Source organism: Sphingobacteriaceae bacterium (assembly GCA_002319075.1).
Lineage (GTDB): Bacteria > Bacteroidota > Bacteroidia > B-17B0 > Aurantibacillaceae > Aurantibacillus.
The window spans coordinates 1533346-1559464 of sequence record NVQB01000001.1 but is presented as its reverse complement, the minus strand read 5'-3'; the positions used below and the strand labels follow the sequence as shown (position 1 = coordinate 1559464).

At 37.5% G+C, this 26119-nt stretch carries 27 protein-coding genes; 17 read left to right on the top strand and 10 right to left on the bottom strand.

The window, feature by feature from the left end:
- Window position 1 precedes the first annotated feature (1 nt).
- The 7 genes from CNR22_06895 to asnB all read left to right on the top strand — a co-directional run bounded on the left by CNR22_06895 (window position 2) and on the right by asnB (window position 8447).
- Entirely contained in the window at window positions 2-1039 is a 1038-nt protein-coding gene (locus CNR22_06895) for a hypothetical protein (protein ID PBQ31502.1), read from the top strand.
- Window positions 1040-1076: 37 nt separating this feature from the next.
- On the top strand, window positions 1077-2057 hold the full coding sequence (locus CNR22_06890) for a hypothetical protein (GenBank protein PBQ31501.1): 981 nt from the start codon (window positions 1077-1079) through the stop codon (window positions 2055-2057).
- An 8-nt stretch (window positions 2058-2065) separates the two neighbouring features.
- Window positions 2066-3160, top strand: a complete 1095-nt coding sequence (locus CNR22_06885) for a UDP-N-acetylglucosamine 2-epimerase (non-hydrolyzing) (protein ID PBQ31500.1) — start codon at window positions 2066-2068, stop codon at window positions 3158-3160.
- The gene (locus CNR22_06880; protein ID PBQ31499.1) at window positions 3161-4336 is read left to right on the top strand and encodes a hypothetical protein; all 1176 of its coding nucleotides are present in this window, start codon (window positions 3161-3163) and stop codon (window positions 4334-4336) included.
- A 1-nt stretch (window position 4337) separates the two neighbouring features.
- Complete coding sequence (locus CNR22_06875; GenBank protein ID PBQ31498.1) at window positions 4338-5072, top strand: hypothetical protein; 735 nt, start codon at window positions 4338-4340, stop codon at window positions 5070-5072.
- A gap of 123 nt (window positions 5073-5195) precedes the next feature.
- The gene (locus CNR22_06870; protein PBQ31497.1) at window positions 5196-6470 is read left to right on the top strand and encodes a hypothetical protein; all 1275 of its coding nucleotides are present in this window, start codon (window positions 5196-5198) and stop codon (window positions 6468-6470) included.
- Between the two features lie 27 nt (window positions 6471-6497).
- Window positions 6498-8447, top strand: a complete 1950-nt coding sequence (gene asnB / locus CNR22_06865; GenBank protein PBQ31496.1) for an asparagine synthase (glutamine-hydrolyzing) — start codon at window positions 6498-6500, stop codon at window positions 8445-8447.
- A 26-nt stretch (window positions 8448-8473) separates the two neighbouring features.
- Here the strand turns inward: asnB and CNR22_06860 are convergent, their stop codons facing one another.
- A complete protein-coding gene (locus tag CNR22_06860) occupies window positions 8474-9268 on the bottom strand; it encodes a hypothetical protein (protein ID PBQ31495.1) in 795 nt (264 codons plus the stop codon).
- Window positions 9269-9518: 250 nt separating this feature from the next.
- Between CNR22_06860 and CNR22_06855 the strand changes: the two genes are divergently transcribed.
- The 4 genes from CNR22_06855 to CNR22_06840 all read left to right on the top strand — a co-directional run bounded on the left by CNR22_06855 (window position 9519) and on the right by CNR22_06840 (window position 13686).
- Window positions 9519-9884: a hypothetical protein gene (locus CNR22_06855; GenBank protein ID PBQ31494.1), complete on the top strand. Its 366-nt coding sequence runs from the start codon at window positions 9519-9521 to the stop codon at window positions 9882-9884.
- Between the two features lie 77 nt (window positions 9885-9961).
- Window positions 9962-10330, top strand: a complete 369-nt coding sequence (locus CNR22_06850; GenBank protein ID PBQ31493.1) for a PadR family transcriptional regulator — start codon at window positions 9962-9964, stop codon at window positions 10328-10330.
- Window positions 10331-10348: 18 nt separating this feature from the next.
- Window positions 10349-12268: a hypothetical protein gene (locus tag CNR22_06845; protein PBQ31492.1), complete on the top strand. Its 1920-nt coding sequence runs from the start codon at window positions 10349-10351 to the stop codon at window positions 12266-12268.
- Between the two features lie 353 nt (window positions 12269-12621).
- On the top strand, window positions 12622-13686 hold the full coding sequence (locus CNR22_06840; protein ID PBQ31491.1) for a hypothetical protein: 1065 nt from the start codon (window positions 12622-12624) through the stop codon (window positions 13684-13686).
- A 749-nt stretch (window positions 13687-14435) separates the two neighbouring features.
- On the opposite strand, the gene CNR22_06835 is transcribed toward CNR22_06840, so the two are convergent.
- Complete coding sequence (locus CNR22_06835) at window positions 14436-14909, bottom strand: 23S rRNA (pseudouridine(1915)-N(3))-methyltransferase RlmH (protein PBQ31490.1); 474 nt, start codon at window positions 14907-14909, stop codon at window positions 14436-14438.
- A gap of 40 nt (window positions 14910-14949) precedes the next feature.
- Here CNR22_06835 and CNR22_06830 point away from each other — a divergent pair, with 40 nt between their 5' ends.
- Window positions 14950-15324 carry a hypothetical protein gene (locus tag CNR22_06830; GenBank protein PBQ31489.1) on the top strand — a complete coding sequence of 125 codons (375 nt, stop codon included), beginning with the start codon at window positions 14950-14952 and terminating at the stop codon, window positions 15322-15324.
- The gene (nadC, locus tag CNR22_06825; protein PBQ31488.1) at window positions 15317-16186 is read left to right on the top strand and encodes a nicotinate-nucleotide diphosphorylase (carboxylating); all 870 of its coding nucleotides are present in this window, start codon (window positions 15317-15319) and stop codon (window positions 16184-16186) included. Before CNR22_06830 ends, nadC begins: the two co-directional genes overlap by 8 nt.
- Before the next feature lie 120 nt (window positions 16187-16306).
- Here the strand turns inward: nadC and CNR22_06820 are convergent, their stop codons facing one another.
- The 6 genes from CNR22_06820 to CNR22_06795 all read right to left on the bottom strand — a co-directional run bounded on the left by CNR22_06820 (window position 16307) and on the right by CNR22_06795 (window position 21214).
- Entirely contained in the window at window positions 16307-16651 is a 345-nt protein-coding gene (locus tag CNR22_06820; protein PBQ31487.1) for a hypothetical protein, read from the bottom strand.
- On the bottom strand, window positions 16635-17720 hold the full coding sequence (locus CNR22_06815) for a glycosyl transferase family 1 (GenBank protein ID PBQ31486.1): 1086 nt from the start codon (window positions 17718-17720) through the stop codon (window positions 16635-16637). Before CNR22_06815 ends, CNR22_06820 begins: the two co-directional genes overlap by 17 nt.
- Before the next feature lie 125 nt (window positions 17721-17845).
- On the bottom strand, window positions 17846-18028 hold the full coding sequence (locus tag CNR22_06810) for a hypothetical protein (GenBank protein ID PBQ31485.1): 183 nt from the start codon (window positions 18026-18028) through the stop codon (window positions 17846-17848).
- A gap of 25 nt (window positions 18029-18053) precedes the next feature.
- Window positions 18054-18233, bottom strand: coding sequence for a hypothetical protein (locus tag CNR22_06805; GenBank protein ID PBQ31484.1), 180 nt, complete (start codon window positions 18231-18233; stop codon window positions 18054-18056).
- 22 nt (window positions 18234-18255) lie between these two features.
- Window positions 18256-18594: a hypothetical protein gene (locus CNR22_06800; GenBank protein PBQ31483.1), complete on the bottom strand. Its 339-nt coding sequence runs from the start codon at window positions 18592-18594 to the stop codon at window positions 18256-18258.
- A 4-nt stretch (window positions 18595-18598) separates the two neighbouring features.
- The gene (locus CNR22_06795; protein ID PBQ31482.1) at window positions 18599-21214 is read right to left on the bottom strand and encodes a hypothetical protein; all 2616 of its coding nucleotides are present in this window, start codon (window positions 21212-21214) and stop codon (window positions 18599-18601) included.
- A gap of 103 nt (window positions 21215-21317) precedes the next feature.
- Here CNR22_06795 and CNR22_06790 point away from each other — a divergent pair, with 103 nt between their 5' ends.
- Window positions 21318-21890: a hypothetical protein gene (locus tag CNR22_06790; GenBank protein PBQ31481.1), complete on the top strand. Its 573-nt coding sequence runs from the start codon at window positions 21318-21320 to the stop codon at window positions 21888-21890.
- On the top strand, window positions 21890-22261 hold the full coding sequence (locus CNR22_06785) for a hypothetical protein (protein ID PBQ34845.1): 372 nt from the start codon (window positions 21890-21892) through the stop codon (window positions 22259-22261). The genes CNR22_06790 and CNR22_06785 overlap by 1 nt, the downstream gene beginning before the upstream one ends.
- A gap of 53 nt (window positions 22262-22314) precedes the next feature.
- Here CNR22_06785 and CNR22_06780 read toward each other — a convergent pair whose 3' ends face one another.
- Complete coding sequence (locus tag CNR22_06780; protein PBQ31480.1) at window positions 22315-22971, bottom strand: hypothetical protein; 657 nt, start codon at window positions 22969-22971, stop codon at window positions 22315-22317.
- A gap of 132 nt (window positions 22972-23103) precedes the next feature.
- Here CNR22_06780 and CNR22_06775 point away from each other — a divergent pair, with 132 nt between their 5' ends.
- Window positions 23104-24360, top strand: a complete 1257-nt coding sequence (locus CNR22_06775; GenBank protein ID PBQ31479.1) for a hypothetical protein — start codon at window positions 23104-23106, stop codon at window positions 24358-24360.
- Between the two features lies 1 nt (window position 24361).
- On the opposite strand, the gene CNR22_06770 is transcribed toward CNR22_06775, so the two are convergent.
- Window positions 24362-24937, bottom strand: coding sequence for a ribonuclease HI (locus tag CNR22_06770; GenBank protein PBQ31478.1), 576 nt, complete (start codon window positions 24935-24937; stop codon window positions 24362-24364).
- Window positions 24938-24963: 26 nt separating this feature from the next.
- Here CNR22_06770 and CNR22_06765 point away from each other — a divergent pair, with 26 nt between their 5' ends.
- Window positions 24964-25854, top strand: a complete 891-nt coding sequence (locus CNR22_06765) for a succinate--CoA ligase subunit alpha (GenBank protein PBQ31477.1) — start codon at window positions 24964-24966, stop codon at window positions 25852-25854.
- The last annotated feature ends 265 nt before the right edge of the window (window positions 25855-26119 follow it).

The following is a 26119-nucleotide window of genomic DNA, read 5'->3' as shown; positions in this document are numbered from 1 at the left end:
AATGAAAAAATTTCTGGTTAATACTCTGGTGTTTGGTTTAATTTTTCTTTTGATCACATTTTTACTGGACATGGTGAAAGTTTCTGATGATTACATGATCAACAAAACGGCTACGAGTTCATTCGAAAAGATTGCCTGGAATCTGGATCTTATAAAAAACCATTCCTCAAAAATTAAGGGGAGCTCCATTTTTTTCGGGCCGTCTTTAACCCAGGCAGGCCTGTGTGATTCTACCCTTAGTTCAAATGGAATACCTTCTGTAAATTTCGGAATCAATGGCGCAGGTAACGAAGTGTCGTTGTTTTTCTTAAGACGGGTGATCGGACTTAAACCCGGAAAAATCTATCTTCACCTCTTCAAAGATGGTCATAAGGACTTGCATAAAATGACACCTCTGTTGTATGATCCGGTTTCACTATTAAAGAGCGGCCAATCTATCAATTTTAATTTTATACAATTTTTAATTAAACGGCCTTATTTTATTCTTGATTACCTGGGCTGGGAACTAATGGGTAATAAAATGGCCGCTAAAAAATACAAGGAGTATGGAGTTGTTTACGAACCGGTAAATTTCACACCTCAGGAGTATACTGCAATCAGGAAAGAAAAAACGGATGAGTATTTTGAATCCTGTAATCTTTCTCAGACAAAATTTATAAAACGTTCCGAGTTGGGCAGGAGTGGTTTAGGGTTTAAAATAATTCGTTACAGAAGGGCGGTATTGTATTATTTGTGGAACTCTGAATTTACGCACAATTGCAGGTCTCAGGAGACTTTTGTTGCAAGTGCTCTGGCACTTTGCAGAAAAAATAATTTACCGGTGTGTCAATTATATATGCCTTTGATTGCGGATGCAAAAATTAATAGAGATTTTGATGAGAGTTTTTTCTCGCCAGGCAAAAAAGAAAGTGTGATCGCTCTTAAAAACTTTTCTTTCCTGGATACAGTGGTTTATTGGTCAGATATGACGCATTTAAGTACCCAGGGTTCTAAAATTTTTACACAAGCTCTGATAGATGAAAAATTAGTAAAACCGTGATTTTCAAGAAATTTAAAAAACACTAAAAAGATTTACGATGAAATCTAACTCTTACGTTAAAAAAATAATTGAGCTCAGCAATCAGGTAAATGATCGGCTGGAGTTTCACAAACAATCTGAGACCATATTGTTGGAGATGGGAAAAGATGAAAAATTCTGGGCAGCCGTGTTTAGAGAAAATCTTAGCGATAAGGGCTTTTTAAATCGTAAATGGAGTATGTACGAAATTCCTTTTTTCTATGTGTATGAGAATGATGATTTTTACGTTAAAGTGCATTTGTTTGTGCCTTTGAAAAATTATCAAACCGGAATAGCAGCATCGGCAATTCATCATCACAATAATTACCTCTTAACGTCATACGCAGCCTTTGGTTCAGGATACGAGAGCATGTTATTTGAAAAGGATCTCAAAGTTAATCCTGATACCAAGGAGGTAAATCTCAGAATAAGAAAAAGGTTTCACCAGAAAGATGAACGTATTTCCCGCGTGGGGAGCTGGGAACCTCACGTGGTGATCAACCCTGAATCATTATCTGCCACATTGGTTTTATGGAGTCCTGATAAAAAACGAACTACAGATTCTTTAAGAAGTAATCCCCTGCTTAAGGCTTTTAAACGTCCGTTAAGAAAGTTAATTTACCTTCTGGGTATGGATAAAAAAATTGGCATTGCCGCTGAAGAAACCTATCAGTATTTTGTGAAAGACAATAAGTTTTACGGGATACTTGAAGATGATTTTTTTGCTCCTACAAGAGCGCAGGTCGGTTCTGACGTTGATAATTATTCTGTGCAGACACTCTTCGCATTTATGCAGCGTATGGGTTTTAAAGATAAAGAGTTTATAAGCTCCTTAAAAAAATCACCGGATGTACCTGTTTATTATCACAAGTGGATTGACATGTTTGTGGCAGGTGAGCCTATTGCAGATACCTTCGCTAAAGAAACCATTAATATTCCCGGAGGAGTTATGACAGTGGAAGACATTTTAAGAGCGGAAGAAGTTTCACGTAAAATTTAAAAACCAGTATGCAAAAAAAAATTCTTATCGTCGTTGGAACGCGTCCTAATTTTATAAAAGTAACTCAGTTTAAACGGTGTGCACTTGCTTATCCTGGGTTGGATTTAAAAATAGTTCACACCGGACAGCACTACGATACAAAAATGGCAGATGTGTTTTTTGAACAGTTCGAGCTAACGCCGGATTATTTTCTAAATATTTCAAGCAGCTCAGCTAATACTCAGATGGCGGAAGTAATGTTAGGATTGGAAAAAACTGTAAATGAATATCGTCCAGACCTGCTGGTAGTAGTGGGCGATGTTAACTCCACTTTTGCTGCTGCTTTAACAGCAAATAAAATGGGAATTAAAATTGCTCATCTTGAAAGTGGCCTGAGAAGTGAAGATCGCACAATGCCTGAAGAAATAAACAGGTTGCTGACCGACGAGATCACCGATTTTTTCTTTGTTACCGAGCAAAGTGGCTGGGACAATTTACTAAGCGAAGGCAAAAATAACAACCAGCTGTTTTTTGTAGGTAATACCATGATTGATACCATGGTGGCCTTTGAAGAAAAAATAAAAAATTCAAGTATTTTAACTGAGCTTAAATTACAATCAGAACAATTCGTGTTAATGACGATTCATCGGCCCGCAACGGTAGATGTAAAAGAAGAGCTTGAAAAATTATTGCTGCTTATCGAATCGGTGTCAGAAACCTATGATATTGTTTTTCCTGTTCACCCCAGAACTATTAATAATTTAAAAAGGTTTGGTCTGTATGACCGTTTTGTTGCAGTAAAAAAGTTACAGGTATCTGAACCGCTCGATTATTTTGCTTTTCAGAAATTGATAGCGGAATGTAAATTCATTCTTACAGATAGCGGCGGAATTCAAGAGGAAAGCACATTTCGTCTTAAGCCATGCATAACACTTAGACCCAACACAGAGCGTCCTGTTACAATTCATGAAGGCACCAACGTGTTATTGCCATTCGATCTTGGAAAAATACAGAACGTTGTAGGGCAGATTGAAAAAGGAACATACAAAAAAGGACAGGTACCGAAATTGTGGGATGGCAAATCGACCGAACGGATCGTGAAAATACTTTCAACACTGCTCTAAATGCTGTATCTTACTTTATTAGATCAATTTCATCCCGGAATATATTCCAGTCAGGTTATTGATGTTTGCGACCACCTGAAAAAAAGGTACAAAGCCAACATAAGAATTGTTGCATTCTTGTCTGTGAGAGAACTAGTGAGAAGTGATGCAAGGAAACGATTGAAGGCACTTTCACCGGATGCTCTTGTCTTTCCTTCTTTTCCAGGGCTACAAAATTTTGAACTTACTGCGCTTTTTCTTTTTTTTATATGTTTGTTCACAGGGCAAAGGGTTGTGATCTGCCGTAATGTGTTTTGCACAAAAATGGCTCTAAGGGTAAAAAAATGGAAATTAATTACGAAGGTAGTAATGGATGGCAGGAGCGCTATGGCAGCAGAGATTGGAGAGTACGATGTGTTTCCGGTTGATTATCTCCGGAAAAATGTTGCAGATTTTGAGAGATTCGCTGTTACCCACAGCGACTTTAGAATAGCCGTATCAGAAGAATTGGTAAAATATTGGAGGCAGCATTATGGGTATTCAGAACAAAACCACGTAGTAATACCCTGCACACTGGACACCAAACATTTTTCAGAAAAAACTTTTAGCCTGGATCACGCGAATGAGGAGCTGCGAGCCAAGCTGGGCTTTAGCGAATCGGACCTTGTTCTTGTCTACTCCGGTTCAACGGCACCCTGGCAATCATTTGAGTTACTCGAAAAAATATTAACGCCTCTTTTAGATTCTGATAAACGGATAAAAGTCATATTTCTTTCAAAAGAAAATAAGGATAATTGCAGATTAAGGGATAAATATAAAGATAGAATTGTCATAAAATGGCTAGAGCATAAGGATGTTCTTCCGCACCTTCATTGTGGGGATTATGGAATACTCGTCCGGGAGCAGTCAGATACAAATAAAGTGGCATCTCCTGTCAAATTTGCGGAGTATCTTTACGCGGGTCTGGATGTTTTGATTTCGGAAAACCTTGGTGACTTTAGTGATTTTGTGAAAACGCATGCTTGTGGTTACGTGTTAGGAGAAAATTCAGCAAATTGGCCTATACTTCAAAAACCAGGCTTATATAAAAAGGAAGCCGCTTTTAAGTTAGCTTATGAACACTATCGAAAAGAGTCAGCTAAAAACGAACAAGCTTATGATAAATTAATGCAATATATCTCCCCTAAAACGAAATAGAATGAATCAACCCAGAGAAAACAATGCAGACGGTGTAAGAAAACTTGGCTTAAAAGATATTGCGCCCGACTGTGAGATTATTATTAATGCGGAAGTCTTTAATTTTGCTGCTTTATCAAAAGGAAAAAAGGTAGTGGATGTAGGATGCGGATATGGTAAAACCCGCAAGATAGTGGAAGACGCTGGAGGAGAATGGGTGGGTGTGGAACCTTTTGAGGGCGGCGCTCATACTGTGGTAGGAGATGCGCAAAATTTGCCTTTTGAGGATGAAAGTTTCGATATTGTTTATATGAATGCCGTACTGGAACATGTTCCAGACGTAAGCAAGGCGTTCAAGGAAGTAGCTCGCGTATTAAAAAAAGGGGGTATCTTTATAGGTTACGTTGCTTTTATGGAATGTTTTCATGAAATATCCTATTCGCATCTTTCGTTTAAAGCGCTCGAATTTTTTGCTAAAGACAATGGTTTAAAACTTACAAAAATAGGAGGGGGACGACGTTTTGGAATTGATTACCATAAGCAGGTTTTATACTATCCTCTCAGTTTTGGATTTATGCGCCCATTAAGGGCCTCATTCATCCGGGGAATATTTAAAATCAAATCGAGGCTGGCTTACCTGGCGTTACGTTACAGGAGAGGCCAAAGCAAACAGCAGGCTAAAGCAAATGCAGAACTTTATTATAAGGTGGAATGCCTGAGGCAATCGGTGGGTTTCGAATATATCATTGTAAAATAGATCTGCACAAAAATAATAATCGTAAATAATTATAAATAGAATAATACCATTTTGGATTCATTAATTGCGGAGGCTAGTTTAGAAGAGAAACGATATAATTTCTGGATTGTACTATTTATTTATTTGTCCATATTCATAAATTCATACATATTTTTCAAAAATCCGTTTGAGTTTCACTTTGGGTATGTTATCTACATTTTTCTTCTTCCTGGTTTCGTAGGAAAATACGGTATCAACAGGAATTTATTTTTCATATTTATTACCCTCTTTGTTACTGGTGTTGTAAATATTATTTTAGGAAATAATACGACAGCTTTATTCTTTAAAGTTTTTACGGGCCTTACGCTCTCCTACTTTTTCTACTATTATGTTATCCTCGAATTTGATTACGATATTGAAAGGCTTTTTAAATGGTACTTAACAGGTTGCTATATCGCTGCACTCTTAGGCTTTTTTCAATTTGTTTGTTTTCAAATTGGCTTTGAATGGGGTTATCGATTTGGCTTTATTTTTAATAAGTGGGGCATTGCAACAGGTGGTATCTTTGGTTTACGGGTAAACTCAATTTTTGCCGAACCCACGCATTTGGCTTCCGTTATGTCAGCAGCATTTTTCGTTTCTCTATATAATCTTTTTAGAAGAGAAACTTATGGCATTACAAGATTTCAAAGCGTTGCCATTATTGGTATTTATATTTTGTCTTTTTCAGGACTGGGTCAAACAGGAATTTTTCTTACGCTTCTCCTTTTCGCTGTTAATTTTGGCCTGATTAGGTATATTGTTATTGCAATACCGGCCGGCATCATTTTATTTACAGTGCTCTATAATAATGTTAAAGATTTTAGGGAGCGGCTTGATGGTCTGGTGGGACTTTTCTCAGGCCAAAAATTTGAATTGGGTAAAACACATGGTTCTTCATTTATTTTGTATAATAATTACATTGTAGCAACAAAGAATTTCAGCAGTAATTTTGTTTTTGGTACAGGCATTGGTTCTCATCCTGTAGCATTTGACAAATATTCAATGGCCAAAACATTTAAAGTAATTGGTTTTAATTCAAACGGCGCTGATGCAAACTCCATGTTTCTCAGGTTAGTGTCTGAAACGGGTTTGTTTGGTGTACTACTTTTTTTAATTATAGTAATAAAATGTTATGTAAGAAGGGATCCCGAATACGAGACCTATCACTGGCTTGTGAGCAATGGTATTTTGGTTATGATTCTTCTCAACCTTTTCAGGCAGGGCCACTATTTTTTAAATGGATTTCCATTTTTTGTAATACTCTACTATTATAATTTTATTGGTTATCATGCTGCGAGAGATGAATTTTATGATAAAAAATCTAAATTATTAGATCAAGACACATTGGATAAGGACGAAAAAAAAATTATCCAGTAACACAATAAAAAAAACTATGAATGTACTATGTGTGGAATAACTGGAATAATAAGTCTTAATGGTTCACCACTTCAACCGGAACAGATTTTATCAATGACGGATGAGGTCAAACATCGCGGACCAGACGGAGAAGGTTTCTTATTTACGAATAATGCCGATTTCGCAAACAAAATTAAAAATGACAGAAATGATGCCGTTGTAATCTCTAAAGCTCACGCCCAATCAATTGCATTAGGTCATAGACGTTTGTCTATTGTTGATCTTCATTTAAATGCGGCGCAGCCAATGAGTGAGTTAACAGAACGGTATTGGATTGTTTATAATGGCGAGATTTACAATCATCTTGATTTGAGATCAGATCTTGAAAAAGCAGGTTACAAATTCAAAACAGATCATTCGGATACCGAAGTAATTTTAAATGCATTTGATTACTGGGGCGTAGAGTGTCTAAATAAGTTTAATGGCATGTGGTCGTTCTGTATTTGGGATACCCGGTTAAATAAAATATTTATTGCACGGGATATGATTGGTAAAAAACCTTTGTATTATACAGTGAGTAATAAAACATTTTATTTTGCAAGTGAGTTAAAAGCCCTGCTTGTAAATAAAGACATTAAACGGGAAATTGATCCCATTGCTCTGTATGATTATTTAACTTACCTCGCAGTACCCTCGCCTAATACGGTTTTTACAGATATTAAAAAATTACCTGCTGCGCATTATTTATATTTCACTCCAGGAGACGCGATCGAGCTTAAACAGTATTGGAGTCCTTTCAGGAAAGAAGGATTTCTTGAATCGAGTGAAGAGGAAATAATTGATACTCTTAAAATAAAACTGGACAATTCTATAAAACTGCGTTTCAGGGCGGATGTAGAAGTAGGGCTGCTTTTAAGCGGGGGATTAGATAGCAGTATTAATCTTTTCTCTTTAAGTAAATATTCCAGTAAACCCGTAAAAGCCTTTTCAGTCGGATTTCACAACAGCGGTGCTTATAAAAACGAATTTGAATATGCACGCAGGGTGGCAACTAAATTTAATGCTGATTATCATGAATTAGCAATAAGCGATAAAGAGTTCATTGATTTTTTTCCAGAGATGGTTTATTATCAGGATGAGCCAATCGGCGACCCCGCTAATATCCCTATCTATTATGTTAGTAAAGTTGCACGCGCCCAAGGGGTTAAAGTATTACTTGGAGGTGAAGGAAGCGATGAACTTTTTATCGGATATCAATTGTGGAACATTTCGCGACAGTTTCAAAGCGTAATGAATGGTCGGCCTCACTTAGCAAGGGTAGCAGAATTTTTTCATAGAAATTTCGGACTTAAAAATAAAAGACCTTATTATCACAGCTGGTACCAAAAGATTAAGAGTGATCAACCTGTATTCTGGAGTGGAACTGAGTTACGTTCGGAACATGAAAAAAAGCAAATCTTAAGTCGTGATTTTCTCGCAAGAATAGCGGAGTATAATTCCTTTAATTCTATTGAATCAGTATTTAGATCCTTTCAAAAATCAGGTAATTCTGAAAGTTATGATTGGATGACTTCAGCCGATATCCATCATCGCCTTCCGGATATGTTACTGGCAAGGCTCGACAGAATGACAATGGCCGCTTCGGTAGAAGGGAGAAATCCTTTTTTAGACATTGATGTTGTTGATTACGCCATGCGAATACCACCGCATCTCAAAAGCAAAAATAACCAGGACAAATATATTTTGAAGAAAGCCTACGAAGGTATTATACCCGATGAAATTATTTACAGAAAAAAGGATAGTTTCTCTGTGCCTTTAGAAAGATTGTTCTCAAATAAAGACTTTAAGAACACTTGTATCGATGCTGTCGAGTCATTCAATCGTAACACAAATACCTTTTCTGCAGAATATCTTCAGAGGCTAAAAGCACCTGGTAACAGCAATGAACTCTGGAATGTTTCCAATCTGGCGATGTGGTATAAAAAATTTATAGAGTAATCTGTTCGAGACGATTTTTTTTACGCCTATTCCTCCAACTCCAGATCCTTTTTCCTTTTCACTTTTCTTTCCTTCATATTGAAGAACTCAATTATTAAGGCAAAAGCTAAAGCTATATAAGCATAGTTTTTATTCAACTCCAGGTGATCCTGTTCCGGAAGACTGAAATTATAACAGTCTATAAGTCCTTCTGCCAGTAAAATTCCACCTATTACCAACAAAAATACCAAAGCGATCATTTTAATACCCGGATTTTTATTGATGAAAGCTGAGACAGCGCCACTGAATAAAATCATTAAGATCATACTCACTACAACGGCTCCGATCATTATTAATACAATACCGCTCACACCAACAGCAGCAAGGATGCTATCGAAACTAAAAACAAAGTCGATGATCACAATTTGCATGATGATGGAATTAAAAGTTGTTTTTCCCTTGGTGGTAAAATCAACTTCATCCTCATCGGTATTGATTTTTTCCATAATTTCTCCCCAGGTCTTAACAAGCAAAAATACCCCGCCACCTATTAAGATCAGACTCTTCCCACTAACCCCATATGCGCCTATGTGAAAAAGCGCTTCTTTTAAACCGGCAATCCATCCAATAAAACAAAGTAAAACGCAGCGTACCAATAACGCTAGTAAAAGTCCGATCGTACGGGCTTTTTTTTGTTGTGCAGCTGGTAATTTATTCACAGCAATCGAGATAAAAATGATATTATCTATCCCAAGAATGATTTCTAAAATCGATAAGGTTATTAAACCAATAATCCCTTCTAATGAAAATAATGCGGCAAAATCCGCAGACCAACTGTGCATTTTTTGAAAATTATCGTACAAAGATATTAAATTAAATGGACCTGATAAAAAATAATACTATTGATAATCAATTACTTATAATATATTTAAAAATAATTTAGTACTATGCGTTGCATAGTACTGTTTTTATATTGTATATTTGTATCGCATAATAGCTATTGCAAAAAAGTACTGAAAATGTCTATTTAAACTAAAATTAAAATTAACCCATCCTGTTTTAAATAAAAATCGGGACAAAAATTAAAACAAAATGAACACTCAAATTACTTTTACCAAGATCATCTTAATTACAGGCCTGATCTTTACCACTCTACTAGCTGTAGCAAATACAACTCCTTCGGCAAGTGTAGTAACTTCTGAAACTGAAAAAACGATCCGCGATTATTTTAAATTTCCCCAGATTTTAATGCCGCACTACGAAAACAAAACCGCGAAATCAAATAAAGTGGAAGTTCTTTTTACGACGGATTCTACCGGAAAAATAAATTTTGTACTCGCAAAAACTTCTGATAAAGGGTTAAAACAGGAGATTGAAAAACAGTTTTCGCATCTGCAACTTCCTAAAGTAAAACAAAACGTTGTACACAGTGTAACGCTAAACTTCAAAACACTTTAAATTCACATACAGTCTGTTGACTTGAGACTATAAACTATCGACTACTTATTACTCACTACTTAATACGAAATACACCAATGACTGAGAACACAAAAAACGATGGAGCAATAGACAGGGCAGGCGCCCAGGCTCAAATGCGTAAAGGTGTTCTTGAACTCTGCATACTTTCTATCTTATCGCAAGGCGATGCTTATCCAACAGAAATTATTGATAAGCTAAGAGATACCAGGTTGGTAGTTGTTGAAGGAACGCTTTACCCTTTACTTACCCGATTAAAAAACACCGGACTTCTTGGATACCGTTGGGAAGAGAGCACAAGTGGACCGCCCCGGAAATACTACAAGCTTACAGAAATAGGTGAGCAGTATTTAAAAGAACTCCAGCTCTCATGGCAGGAACTTGTTGATGCCGTTAATAAAACAATTGAACTTGGTAAAAAGTTATAACCCTCAAAAAACAGTACAATGAATAAAACAGTCACAATAAATATAAGCGGTATTATTTTTCACATCGAAGAAGATGCCTACGATAGCTTAAGTAAATATCTTTCTACCATTAAAGGGTATTTTAGTAAAACCGATGGTGGTAACGAGATCATGAGTGATATTGAAGCCCGCATCGCAGAGCTATTACAGGCAAAGATCAATGTTTCAAAACAGGTTATTTTAATGGCCGATGTAGAGCATGTAATGAACGTAATGGGAAAACCTGAGGAGTTTGGTGGTGAACAACCTGCCAAAGAAGAGTCCTCTCAAAAGGAAGAACAAACAGAATTCCGCCAGGAAAAAATTCGCCGCAGATTATTTCGTAATCCTGACGAGAAAGCCATTGGCGGCGTATGTAGCGGTCTTGCTGCTTATTTTGACATTGATACTGTGTGGGTGCGTTTAGCCATGTTCTTACTTGTATTTTTTGGTGGATTAAGTTTATGGGTTTACATCATTATGTGGATTGTGATTCCGGAGGCAAAAACCACGGCCGACCGTCTTGCTATGCGCGGCGAATCAGCCAACATCAATACCATTTTTAAATCGTTTCAGGAAGAAGCAGAAGATGTAAAAAATCGCTTTGCAAAAAACGGTAAACGCCAGTACGATGAAATGCGAGGAGTTGTTCGCGACAATTATACCTACGCCCGCAACAGTTCTGCTCACGTACTAAATTCAGTGTTTAATATCATCGGTCGTTTGATCGGAGTGTTCTTTATACTTATTGGTGGGGTATTACTTTTTGCCTGGGCCACAAGTATTTTTGGGATTTCTGTAATGGATTCTAACGACGATCTCACACACTGGAGAAGAGTTATTTTCGAATCGTCTTCTGATTATGCATTAGGAGTTATTGCGTTTATAATTGTGTTCGGAATTCCAGTAATCATGCTGGTTTACGCAGGCGTGAAACTTCTGTTCAAAATTCGTTACAGCAATCGCTGGTTGAATTTGGGACTGGGAATCATTTGGACCATGGGGATTATTCTCGGATTTTATGTGGCTGTTAACACCGTAAAACAATTTAACGAAAGCTCTCACTTAAAGGAAACTTATGTACTGCATGGAACGGGGGATACGCTCATTATTAAAATGAATCAGGGCTCTGGAAATCTGAAATCCCTGGGCTTTGAAAATTATGACGACATAGAAAATGATTTAAGTAAAAATAACGGCGGCTATCTTTTTGGTGAAAATGATAAACACCTGAGTATTATTGGATATGCCGATCTGGATGTGATAGAAGGTAATTCAGATAGTATTGAAATGACCATAACACGTGTAGCCCGCGGCAGCAGTAAGAAAGATGCTAACGAAAATGCAAGGGGAATAGACTATACCTATAGCCAGGATAAAAATACTTTAACTTTTGATCAGATCTTTACAGTAATGGAAGGATCAAGATTTAGAGCTCCTGAAGTCGAAATAAAAATTAAGCTGCCAAAAGGTAAGGTGATTTATTTTGATAAGAGTACAAAATATCTCTTGAATGATGTTGGAAATACAAGTAACACCTGGGATGGAAAAATGATTTCGCGTCGCTGGAAAATGACAGAAAGAGGTTTGACCTGCCTCGACTGTGAAGGGCTTGATAAATCAGATGCAGACGAGGATGATGAGGAAAGACATAGAAAAGACAAAGTAGTAATCGACGATGATGGCATAGAAGTAAACGGAGAAGAAACGCACATTAAGATCGACGACAATGGTATCAGAATAACTACTCCCGAAAAAAATGTCGAAATAAACGACGACACAAGGAAAAGCGAAGAAGCAAAGCTTAAAAAAGAACAACAAAGAACTGACGAGAAAATTAAACGGGAGGAAAAACGTTTGAAAAAGGAAGAGTTGAAGAACGAAGAAGAAGTTAAAAAACAACAAAACCAAACAAATTAATCCGGTTTGATTTAGCGATTAAACTCGGTAACAAAAAATAAAGACTGTTTTTTCATGTACCCGAAACCGTGATCTGCTGCAATGGATCACGGTTTTTTTATGTTAATGTCCATTTTCGCTGAGAATTGGCCACATCGGCTAAAATCAATTTTTTCTGGTCGGCTTTATTTTGACTTTCATACCTCATTCGGGTGCTCTTGGCGAAATTATTAACTATGTGAGACAATAAGCTTAAATTGAACCACACTTCATCACACCCGGGAATGGATTGGATTATAGCAGTGAACTATATCAATTCACGAATTCTTTTATTCCGGGCAAAGTAATTTTATCTCTAAGTAACAAGCATAAATATGGACATACGCCGGAAACTCATCCTACTTTGTGTTGTAATCCTTTCTGGAAACGCTCTTATAGGTTATACAGCTTATAAGCGCAATCAAAAACAAAATGTGGCTGAAGCCTGGGTGGAGCATACTGAAAAAATAATTTTGATCAGCGGGGAGCTTTCAGACCTTGCCAAAGAAGTGAAAAACGCCGCTAAAAATTTCGTTGTTACACTTGACAGCGGTTATTTAAAGCCCATGCAAAAAGGTAAGCTTGCGTGCCAGGATTTGCTTGTAGAGTTGATCTGCTTAACTGCTGATAGTAAGCCTCAACGTAGCCTCTTAGATTCATTAACGTTTTATATTAACGCGAATTTTCACTCGTCACTGCAAATGATAGAGTTACGACGAAAGGGAAGTATACCTACGGCGGCTTTATTTGCGGGCACTCCGTCAGGCAATTACAACAGTGATATGATTCAGAAACTTATACATAGTGTTCAATTATATGAAAGGGTGCTACTAAAGAAGCGAAAACAGATAAACGAGAAAAGTGCCATCTCTCTTGATCATATCAACATCCTCATGTTTATTTTAATGACAGCGCTAATTATTCTTTTATTGATATTAACCGCAATGCACTTAATTCATAACAAAGAAAAAGAACAAAGAATTCTTGAGCTGAGCCTGGCACATAAAAAAATAAATTTCAGGACCAAAGAAAAGAAAGAGAAGTCGGCTGCATTGTTTGCAGCAAATCAGGAACTTGTCATTAAAAACTCTGAAAAGGAAAAACTTGCTGAAGAACTTATTCTGGCCAACGATGAACTCATTAAAATAGAAGCGGACCAAAAAGAGTATATTCTGGAATTAGAAAAGATGATGTATATGATATCGCACGAGGTACGACAGCCTGTAGCGCATCTTATGGGTCTGTCTAACCTGTTTGATGAAGCTGCCGGCTCTTCAACAAGCGGTCTTAAAAAAATAGTTGGATTCATGAAGCAAGCCGTTAGTTCCCTGGATGGCTTTACCCGCGATCTCACAAAGTATGTAAGTGATATGATGCAGAAAAGAAAGGATGAACACTAATACCATTTTGACAATCTACCAAGCCAAGTAATAGTGGCTGAAACATCGACCAAATAAGTTTCTAAAAGAAATTCGTGGTTTAAGGTCTCGCACCACTATCCCTGGCCAAACCCATTTTAAGTGCAATTCCGTCAGTTCGAGCAGGTAAAAGAGCTAAGACTCTTTTGAGCCTGCTTGTGTGTTAGCAATATCAGTTCGAGAAGAATACAATGTCAGTTCGAGAAGGGCAAAAGAGCTAAGATTTTTTTGAGCCGACTTGTGTGTTAGCAATATCAGTTCGAGAAGAATACAATGTCAGTTCGAGAAGGGCAAAATAGCTAAGACTCTTTTGAGCCTGCTTGTGTGTTAGCAATATCAGTTCGAGAAGAATACAATGTCAGTTCGAGCAGGTAAAAGAGCTAAGACCCTTTTGAGCGAGCTTGTGTGGTTAGCAATATCAGTTCCAGAAGAATAGAATGTCAGTTCGAGCCGGCTTGTGTGTCAGTAATCTCAGTTCCAGAAGAATACAATGTCAGTTCGAGAAGGGCAAAATAGCTAAGACTCTTTTGAGCGAGCTTGTGTGTTAGCAATATCAGTTCGAGAAGAATACAATGTCAGTTCGCGCAGGTAAAAGAGCTAAGACCCTTTTGAGCGAGCTTGTGTGTTAGCAATATCAGTTCCAGAAGAATAGAATGTCAGTTCGAGCCGGCTTGTGTGTCAGTAATCTCAGTTCCAGAAGAATAGAATGTCAGTTCGAGCGTAGTCGAGAACTACTCATGATGATACTTCTCCCCCTTCAAAATACTATACGCCCTGTAAAGCTGCTCCACAAAAAACAACCTTATCATCTGGTGCGAAAACGTCATCTTCGAAAAGGAAACTTTCCCATCTGCACGGTCATAAATTTTTTGGTCAAAGCCAAAAGGACCACCAATAAGGAAAATCAAACGTTTTGTAGAAGCGTTCTGTTTCTGCGCAATAAACCTGGCAAAATCGGGTGAAGTGTATTCCTTGCCCTTATCATCCAATAAAACCAAAAAGTCGTCAGTGGCCACGTGGTTAAAAATTAACTTTGCTTCTTCGGTTTTCTGCTCGTTGAAAGTCCTCTGCCGCACTGCTTTTGGCACATTAATTGTCATAATATCCAGGGCGGTATAGTTCTTCAGACGTTTGGTGTATATTTCAATGCCTTCTGTGAGGTAACTGTCCTGGGTTTTGTCAATTTGAAGTAATGTGATGCGCATGTTCTAAAATTGCAAAAATTAATTAAATTTGTATCAATAAATGAAGATTTTAATTCACATAACTTATTTGTTTTTTAGTCTGTTTTTCTCCAGCGGAGAAATTACCGACGAAATTGTTACTGCGTTAAGATTGGGCAAATCAGCGGAACTTGTTAAATATTTTGATGAAAAAGTTTCTATCAAACTTATCAATCAGGAAGATGTTCTCAGTAAACCTCAGGCAGAAGCTAACTTAAAATATTTTTTTGAAAAACATCCTGTAAAAAATTTTACCGGATCTCATACAAGCACTGTAAATAATAGCCAACAGTATATTACCGGCACACTCGAGACTGCTAATGAAAAATTCCGTGTTTCTATTCTTATCCGGCGGAATTTAATTTCTCAATTCCGAATCGAAAACGCTAATGACTGATTTCATTAAACTTCACCAGAAAGATTTCCATTTCAAACAGTTTATTTCAGAAGCTCTAAAAGAAGATGTTGGTGACGGTGATCACACCTCGCTTTCAATAATTCCTAAAGGCCATAGCGGTAAGATGCGTTTACTTGTAAAAGAAGAGGGCATTATCGCTGGTGTAAAAGCGGCGGAGTTTATTCTGAAAGAAATAGATAAAAATTTCAAAGTTAAAGTTCTCATCAAAGATGGTACAAAAATTAAAAAAGGTGACATCGTACTAACGCTGGAAGGTAACACTCAGAAAATGCTGATCGCCGAAAGACTTATCTTAAATGTAATGCAGCGTATGAGTGGCATTGCAACTAAAACAAATTATCTGCAAAGTCTTTGTAAAGGAACTAAAACAAAAGTAATTGATACCCGCAAAACCACGCCAGGTTTTCGTTTTTTTGAAAAATGGGCGGTCGTTATTGGCGGAGGTTCTAATCACCGTTACGGTCTTTACGACATGATTCTTATAAAAGACAATCACGTTGATTTTGCAGGGGGAATAGTCAAAGCAATTGATGCAGCTAACTCTTATTTGAAGTCTAAAAAGAAAAAAATAAATATAGAAGTTGAAACGCGCAGTCTTGAAGACGTGAAGCAGGTTTTGAAGCATGGCGGTGTCAAACGCATCATGCTGGATAACTACACGCCTCAACAAACCCTGGCTGCAGTAAAACTGGTCAATGGTAAATTCGAAGTAGAGTCGTCCGGCGGCATCACCGAAAAAAACATTCAGTCCTACGCAAAATGCGGCGTCGACTTTATTTCTATCGGAGCTTTAACGCATCATGTTAAAGGACTTGATTTGAGTTTGAAGGCAGTTAAGTAGACTACTTCTCACACACTTTTCTACACTATACCGTATAATATGCGCCTGGCCTTTACTCCTTAACAGAGCTCATCGGCGTCGGTGTAAATATGTGTTACACTGCACAATGTAAAAGGTAAGTTAGTTGAGGCCCAGGGCCGAATTTAAGATCTCTCTTAGATTGTCGATGTCAACATCCTTTTCCGGATCCACCTTAAAAATCTTCATCTTCCTTCTTCCTTCACTAGCTAATTTAGGATGCTCAATTTTATGGCCATTGGTAAAACTGAAATAAATGTCTTTCGTTTTGGGATCATAAGAAATGAAGCCAATAGATTTCTTTCTGTAATAATAGAACGGCGTATTGTTTGATCTTTTTTCGCTTATCTCGTCTGAAAATCCGAGAAGAAAGGTCCTGAGGTAAAGTAGGCAACTCCTAAAAGGTTCTTCCAAAGAATTGAAATAATGATCAACGCTGTTTTGCATGTTTAAAGATGCTGAGATAATTATATTTTTGTGCATCCACCGAATACTTTTTAAGTACCGTTTCCCTTCCGGCCTTGCCAATAGTACTTCTTAGTTCTTTATTTTCGATCAGTTGTGAAAGAATATCAAACCATTCCTGTTCATTTGTAGCAAGAAATCCGTTCACGCCATTCTGAATAATAGTAGTGTTAACACCCACAGGGCTTAAAACCGAAGGGACTTCACAAGCCATATACGACAGGGCTTTGAGTCCGCATTTGCCTTTAGCCCATTCATCGTCTGGCAAAGGCATAAGGCCAATGTCAAAAGAGTTTATGATATCAACTTCTGTATTTTCTGTCCAGCCCAAGGCTTCTATCTCTAACAGTGGATTTGAATACGTTTTATCTCCGAGAATTTTAAATTTTACCTTTTCTTTATAGCGATCTTTTATCTTCACCAAAACCGGAAGCAAAGTCTCGAAATGTTTAATAGTACTAATGCTACCGCTCCAACCTATAGTTAAAACCTCTTTATTCCTTAATTCCGGCTTGGGTATATGAAAATTTGTATCGATAGTTGTGGGAATAACAACTGTATGCAGGTTTACATCCTTTGCTTTATCGGCAAGGTAAGCATTACCGGCAATTACTATATTGGCGCGGGAAATCGCCTCGAAAAATTTTTCGGGTTTCTTGATAAACTCCCATTTTTTATTTCCTGGACTCGTGTCTGCCAGCCAGATGCTATCGTCAAAATCAAAAATAACGTACGCACCCGATTTTCTCGCGCATTTTTCAAAGTAAGCAGTTCCGAAAAAAGAAGTCTCGCGTTGAATAAAAATAATATCGTAGTTTTTAAAACGAAAAACATCTTTTATTCTTCTAAGAACCGACTTCAGTAAAATAAAAACCTTGGCTAAAATATTCCCCTGCGAATAAAAAGTGATGTCATCCTCTTCGTTTAAAAGATAAGAGAAGGTAAAATAAAATCCCTGTTGCTCTAAAAAAGTTAAGTATTGTTCAAAGCGATATCGCTGGCTGGGAGAGCGTTTCGGGCGGTGAGCGCAGAGTATGATAACGGATGGCATAATGGATATTATTATTGGGTTAAATTAGGGTAGTCGGTTCTTGATTGCTTTACAAATGCTAAAGCATTTATTACAACGACGTTTGAGTTTTTAGGAGTATGTAATGAATTAGATGCATAAAAAGTTTAGTTTGCTAGTTCTAAGTTCATTGAATTTTTTGGAAGAAGGATTGATTTCAATAATGCAATCAAGCCATAAAATTCTTTGTAGAACCTGCGAGCTAAAGGGATATTTATTTGTTGGTAATAATCAATGGTATTTTCCAGATGTCTTTCCGCCGATAAAGGAAAGTTAATTTCAACGTCCATATTCTACTTTCAATTTTTCAAGTGCTTAAGGGCCAATTACCGTAGCAGAAGGATTTTTCGCATATTTAGTGAAACGCTTTTTTAAAAGACCTATAATGCGGCTGCCATCTACTTCTGATCTATTTATCTTAACAGAATCAGGATTCTTTAAAAAATCGACAAATAATTTGGCCTTATTATCGTTTACTTTAAGTGATATAAGCATATACTAATTTACTACAATTTTATTATTCCTCTACTTCAATTTTAAACCTGTGAAGAAAACGATGTACAACCGGACCAAGTATCACTGCTACGCTTGTTAAAAAAGTTACACCACTGTATATCGCGTAAAAAGAGGCAAATAGCTTACCCTCATCGTTAATGGCTTTATCTACAGGGCCCATGCCGGTTAAGATCATGCTGGCGTTATACAGGCTATCTACCCAGTTTAATGCAAAATAATAATGGTAACCAATCATTCCGATAGCAAGCGAAATTGCAAGCATAATAAATCCGGCTAAGGCGTTTTTGAAAACGCGTTGCGCGTAATGTTTGGGATGAAGAAGAGGTTTTACATGCCGCATTTTTTTAAATTTTAAAACCCAACGAAGGCCTGCTGCCTTGAGTACCGATGTGCAAATGTTTCACATCTTCAAAAGCAAGCAATGAGAGATCATTTTTATTACGCACATCGGCTGGGATCGAAGCGAGGCGTAAATTTTGCTTCATCACAACATCTCCTACAAGTTGTCGTGCTGTTCGTGCGTTACCGAAAAATTTATCACGCGTTTCATACAATTCAAGAAGGTAGCCTTTTAAATGTGCTTCAGCATCGGCACTTGCAGTCAAACCTTCCTTCTTCAACAGGTTTTGTGTAATGTCCCAGAGTTGTGGAGCCGTGTAGTCTTCGAAAACAAATGTTTTATCAAAACGCGATTTAAATCCTGGGTTACTTTCGATAAAGAGGTGCATGTTGTCTGTATAGCCGGCCACGATAACTCCGAATTTTCCGCGAAGGTCTTCCATGCGTTTTAAAATAACCTGGATGGCTTCCTGTCCGAAATCATTGGATGAATTTTTTGTGGCTAAAGCATAAGCTTCATCAATAAATAAAATACCTCCCATGGCATCATCAATTACTCCTGATGTTTTAATGGCAGTTTGTCCTACATACCCTGCAACAAGCCCTTCCCGGTCTACTTCTACAACGTGACCACGTTCGAGGATGCCTAAAGCCTTATAGATCTTGGCCATAATTCTGGCAAGCGTTGTTTTGCCCGTGCCGGGATTTCCCGTAAAGATCGAATGCAACGAAAATTTATTCACAACGTCTTTTCCGGTTTCATTATAAAAACGAATAAGTTTAATGAGCTCGTGAACGTCTTGTTTGATTTTGTCCATGCCTACCAATTCATTCAATTCGGCAAGTGCTTCGTTTAATTGTTTATCATTGATGGAGAGCTGTAATTTTTTCTTTTGTTCTGTATGGAAAACCTGTTCCATGTCTTCCACTAAAATGGTAGAAAGTTCATCGTTGGAAAGATCATCCAGGCTGGCAGATTTCATTAAACGTAAACCCATGTCCTGCTTCGCTTCATCTACTACTGCATTTACAAATCGCGCATTGCCAAAATGATCGTCGCGTTTGCGATAGGCTTCCGTTAATTGTTCTTTCAAATAAAATTCAGCTTCGGGGGAAAATTTAACTTCGCGTTGCGATGCAGAATAAAGCGCAATCTGGAAAAGTTCTTCCGGTAAATAATCATCGAAATGAAAATAATCGGTGAAGCGCGATTTTAAACCAGGATTACTATCTATGAAATTTTTTATTTGCTTAGGATATCCGGCACCTATAATGGCAATGTCACCCGGACCATCACTCATTTCTTTCAGGAGAATTTCAATAACTTCTTTTCCGAAATCTTTACTATCATCATCTGAACGAGCAAGAGAATAAGCTTCGTCTATAAAAAGAATTCCGCCCCGCGCTTGTTCAATTATTTTTTTTGTTTTCGGTGCGGTTTGGCCAATGTATTCACCAACAAGTGCGGCACGATCAACTTCTACTACATGGCCTTTACTTAAAAGGCCCATTTTATTATAAATTCTGCCGAGCATTTTTACAACTGTTGTTTTTCCAGTGCCCGGATTCCCGGTAAAGATGCTGTGCAGGGAGAGTTTTGCAGAGTCAGAGAATCCTTTCTCTTTTCTGAGTTTAGTAAACTTTAAATAAGTAATATTCTCACGGATAGATTTTTTTACATTTTCCAATCCGATCAATGCATCGAGTTCTGCTAATAATTCTTCCAGTGTTTTTGTTCCAGCAGGGTCTTCGGCCTTAGAATTCTGACTGCTGAAAGAGGCACCTGACGCAAGTGTTTGCTCAATTGTTTTTAGAATCGGCGTGTCGCCTTCCTCTTCTGAATCACCGCAATTGAATGCCGCAGCTGCAATTAAAACATCATTAAAAACAATTTCTAAAAGATAACGATCGTCTGTCCAGATGCCTGGCGTGTCGCTTCCCCAGGCTTTTTCAAAAATATAGCTGAGCTGTTCTTTACCAGGTTCAATGTAACCATTCTGTATGAGCGAGGCTTTTGATTGTCCTGCATCGTCGTAAAAATTAAGAAACAGTTCGTAATGGTAATCCAGACTTGTGAGATTTTTAAATTTTATTTCCGCCCATACATACTTGGTTGTTTTTTTATCGAAGCTCTTTAGGTATTTACGGTCTTTGTCTTGCCAGCCATGAATGTCGCTATTAAAAAGTTTTATGTGCTCAATTTCGAGGTAGGGATTAGAACTTGTAGTAACAAGAGCAACTTCATTGATATGGAAAATCCGTTCGCCAACTAAAATACTGTCGATGAATGCCTCCCATTTGTAACTTCCTTTTTTCCAGAAGGTGCCTTTTGTTTCTACACCCCAACCGTCGCGGACATAAAAAATATTTTCTTCCTTTTTAATACTGATCTCCAGTTCACGGTTACAATATTCTAGCTGACCTGAAAGATCAGAACATTTTAAATTTATTTTTGTGTTCCAGTCTTCTTCGTCAAACAGCTTATTGTAAATGGCAAGTTCAACACGAATGTAGTCGATCTCCGCTTTGTCGAAAACGCTGCGATAGCGTTTTTGATTGTTTACCATCCATTCGTTGTTACAAAATGTCTGAAGACTTTTGAACTTATATTTCTTCTCCATAGGATTAAAGATAACTCCATAAAAATAAAGAATTCCCCTCTAATTACGGGGTTTAAAAAACTTAAATCTTTGATAGATAATTTCTAATAATTAGCTTTGCTGCATGGGTCTCGTGTTTGATGTTGTTGAAATTTTAAAGGTCACAACAGTGCTTTTTGCTGTTATTGATGTAGTAGGGTCTATTCCTGTTATTCTTAATTTGAAACAAAGCGCCGGAAGCATTAATGCTTTTAAGGCTTCCTGGGTATCATTGGCAATTATGATTGTGTTTTTGTTTGTTGGACAAAGCATACTGGGAATTATTGGCATTACAGAAGGCGATTTTGCAATTGCCGGTTCTTTCGTATTATTCTTTATTGCATTAGAAATGATCCTGGGAATTAAAATTTACCGCGACGAAGTTCCCGCTACGGCATCCGTGGTACCCTTGGCTTTCCCCTTAATTGCAGGCACAGGCACCCTTACAACTTTATTATCCATTCGCGCAGAATATAATTTATTATCCATCATTATAGCAATCGTTATAAATGTGGTAATTGTTTATTTCGTTTTACGCTATTTAAATTTACTTGAGAGATTGCTCGGAGTGGGAGGGATTGCCATTATTAAAAAAGTTTTTGGCATTGTTTTGCTGGCACTGGCCATTAAATTATTTAGAAAATACACAGGCTTATGATTTCACGGGGACTTCAAACCATTTTATTATTAATGGCTTCCAATACATTTATGACCATTGCCTGGTATGGGCATTTACGGTATAAAGATCTTCCCATGCTTAAAAATGTGGGCCTGGTAGTTACCATTCTTATTAGTTGGGGAATTGCCTTGTTTGAATATTCGTTAATGGTTCCCGCCAATAAAATAGGTAGTTCCACAGACGGCGGACCATTTAACATGTGGCAATTGAAATTAATTCAGGAAGTTATTTCGATTTCGGTTTTTGTAATTTTTACGCTGGTATTTTTTAAAACCGACGAATTAAAATGGAATCACATTGTTGGTTTTGGCTTTTTACTTGGCGCGGTATATTTTTTCTTTCGAAAATAAAGAAAGTTCTGTTTTCAGTCGTAGTAAAAATCGGGCTTTTCCCCGCTATCCTTTTAGGCAGTGGCTTCGCGCAGATACTCCATTAAAGGATGCATGGCCTTAAAACCTGAAACAACAAGTTTTTCAAACTCATTAGACTGAAGATCTTTATCACTTACAGGGTAACTCACTAAAAAATGTTTGTTTTTAAGGAGTTCCAGGTTTGGATGATCTTTATCAAATCCTTTAGGCGCGGTTTTTAATTTTCCTTCATCGTCAAAGCCTTTAAAATATTTTTTAAAAGAAGCAGATTTGAGGATTTTAAAAAGCGGTTCCGGATTGTAATCTATTTCCTGGCGAATTGCATTTAGCATTTCTGGTTCAGGCATATAAACACCGCCCGCTAAAAAGCTTGCTCCTGGCTCCACATGCAGGTAGTAGCCTGCTTCCAAAGATTTTTTTCCTCCTGGATTCATGCTTGCGCCAAAATTTGTTTTGTAAGGTGTTTTGTCTTTCGAAAAACGTACATCCTTATAAATTCTAAACACGCAATCTTTAGCTTTCATCTCGGGAGAAATCTTTTTATCAAATTTCACAATGCCTTTAATGATCTGTTCAATCAAAACTTCATGTTCTGCTTTTGCTTCAAGATATCGGTCTTTATTTTTTTCAAACCAATCGCGGTTATTATTTGATTTTATAGCTTTTAAAAAACTAATGGTTTTTTGCATGGTGTAAACTTTTATTTTTATGGAGATAGCAGCAGCGCTGTGTTACCCCTGTATTAAAATTTAATTTGAGAAGAGTAAAGATAGTTTTTATTCGTTAAATTTGATTTGTTGAAGCACTTGTTCAGACATACTTTGTTTTTTTTAACGGCAGTACTTCTGTCTGCCTGCCAGTCGAAAAAGGAGTATACCAGCAAACCTACCAAAAGTCTTGTAAATCCAGATAGCGATTTATTGGAAGTAAATGCGGTAGCTTATCATATCAATGACTCTGTTACTGCAAATTACCTGCAGATAAAAAATGAAAACCTCTTGTATAAGCGTCCGGATACCACTAAAGCGTTTTATGCAGAAATACGTATTACCTACAAACTTTTAAGCGATCGCAATTCCAGAAAAATTCTGGATAGTGGAAGTTATATGCTGAGCGACAGAGCGGGCGAAGAGTTTGTGAAAATAAAATCTCTTTATTCACAGTTTAGATTAAAAGCTTACAGGGGAAATAATTATTACCTGGATATTGAAATTTTTGATAAAAATCGCAGAACAAAATATTCTCAGGGCATCAATATCTACAAACAAAATTCTTTCAGTGATCAAAATTTCCTCGTAACGCTTAGAGATACCGTAGCGTTTAAAAATAATTTTTTTGCCGAAGAAGAAGTTATTGTAAAGTTTGCTAACCCGGCTATTTCACAGGTTACAGTAGATTGTTTTTTTAAAGAGTTTGGTCCCGCTCTTCCTCCTTTTTCTACAAAAAAACCCGATGAACTGAAATATAAACCCGACAGTGTGTTTGTATTGAATTTGAGTATAAATCAGTTTCGCCTTACCATGCCAACGCGCGGATTCTATCATATAAAAACAGATCTTCAGAGTTATATAGGTATAAGTTTGTATACCTACGATAAAACATTTCCCGGTGTAAGCACAAGTGACGAAATGATTGATTGTACGCGTTACCTGATGAGTAAAGAAGAATTTGATGAATGTAAAGGTGCTGCGGATAAAAAAAATTGCATTGATAATTTTTGGTTGTCTTTGGGCGGAAGTAACGAAAGGGCGCGCGAGTTACTGAAGCGTTATTATGGAAGGGTTAAAGAGGCTAATAAAAACTACAGTAGTTACGCGCAAGGATGGAAGACAGACAGGGGAATGATTTACATTGTGTTTGGCCCGCCTACAAATGTCTACAAAAGTGTGAAAGACGAAATTTGGGTGTATGGCAATGAAGCAAACCCTAATACACTAAGGGTTATTTTTAATAAGACTGAAAATCCTTTTTCGGATAATGATTTTGTTATGGAGCGCTCACAATTTTATAAAGAGAACTGGTATACTGCTGTTGAATACTGGCGCGAAGGAATAGTTTACCAGGATAACAGAAGGTAAATCACCCCCTCTTTATCGCCTCATAGCCTTCGTCAACAGGTACGTTGGGCAGTTTGGAGGCAAAAACAGCCAATTGATCACAGCGATTATTCTCCACATTACTGGCATGACCTTTTACCCAAAAAAATGCGTGTTTCGTAGGATCATACACCCGTAAAAAACGTTGCCATAAATCAACATTGGCTTTATTCTTAAAACCAGTTTTTCGCCAACCTACTATCCATTTGAGATTAATGGCATCTACGACGTATTTACTGTCGGAATAGACTCTTACTTTTAAACCATTATTGGTAACGCTTTCAAGGCCAACAATTACAGCGAGAAGTTCCATGCGGTTATTGGTTGTGCGTTTAAAACCTCCGTATAATTCTTTACGGTGGTTTTTGTATTTTAACACGAGTCCAAACCCTCCCGGACCAGGATTGCCGCTGGCCGCACCATCCGTATATAATTCAATAAAATCTTCCAAAATAATAAAAAGGCGAAAGTAAAATAATTTGCCGGCATCACAAGGCGTTTGCTCAAGATTAGAGAGAATTTTGTGCTTAACTTTCAAGTGTGGCAAATTAAAAATCATTATATTCGTGGACAAATTTTTCGATTATGTCAGTATTAGTAAATAAAGATTCTAAAGTAATTGTACAAGGCTTTACAGGTGGTGAAGGAACATTTCACGCAACACAAATGATTGAGTACGGAACTAACGTAGTGGGTGGTGTAACTCCTGGAAAAGGCGGTACTACACATTTAGAGCGTCCTGTATTTAACACGGTTGCTGAAGCTGTTCAAAAAGCAGGTGCAGATGTTTCTATCATTTTTGTGCCGGCTGCATTTGCTGCCGATGCTATTATGGAAGCTGCTGAAGCGGGAATCAAAGTTATCGTGTGTATTACAGAAGGTATTCCTGTAAAAGACATGATCGCAGTAAAGGAATATTTAAAAGGAAGAACCTGCCGTTTAATCGGACCAAACTGTCCGGGTGTTATTACTGCTGGTGAAGCAAAAGTTGGTATCATGCCAGGTTTCGTTTTCAAAAAAGGTAAAATCGGCATTGTTTCTAAAAGTGGAACTTTAACTTATGAAGCAGCTGATCAAATTGCAAAAGCTGGTTTAGGTGTAACTACTGCCATCGGAATTGGTGGAGATCCTATTATTGGAACTCCAACAAAAGATGCTGTTGAATTATTAATGAACGATCCTGAAACAGAAGCCATCGTTATGATTGGTGAAATTGGCGGGAACTACGAAGCAGAAGCTGCGCGTTGGATTAAAGCTAACGGAAATAAAAAACCGGTTGTTGGATTTATCGCTGGTCAAACCGCTCCAAAAGGTCGTACAATGGGTCACGCAGGTGCTATTGTTGGTGGCGATGAAGATACTGCTCAGGCTAAAATGCAAATCATGCGCGAATGTGGTATCCACGTATGCGAAAGTCCTGCAGAAATTGGTAAAACAATGGCTGCTGTTCTTAAAGGACAAAAAATTACAGCTTAATTCTATTCTCCTATTTTTATAAAAAAACCACCGCTAGTCGGTGGTTTTTTGCTTTTGTTCTCGCCTTACACAACCTGGCCTCAATATCCACGGGATCTTGATCCTGCTCGGACTGACATCTCTAATATACAAGCCGGCTCAAATGAGTCTTAATTCTTTTGCCCTTCTCGAACTGACATTGTTTTCGCGATTGCTGGCCTTTACATCCACTGGAGGTTAATCCTGCTGTAAATGACATCCCTTATAGGCTGTAACTCACTGCGGA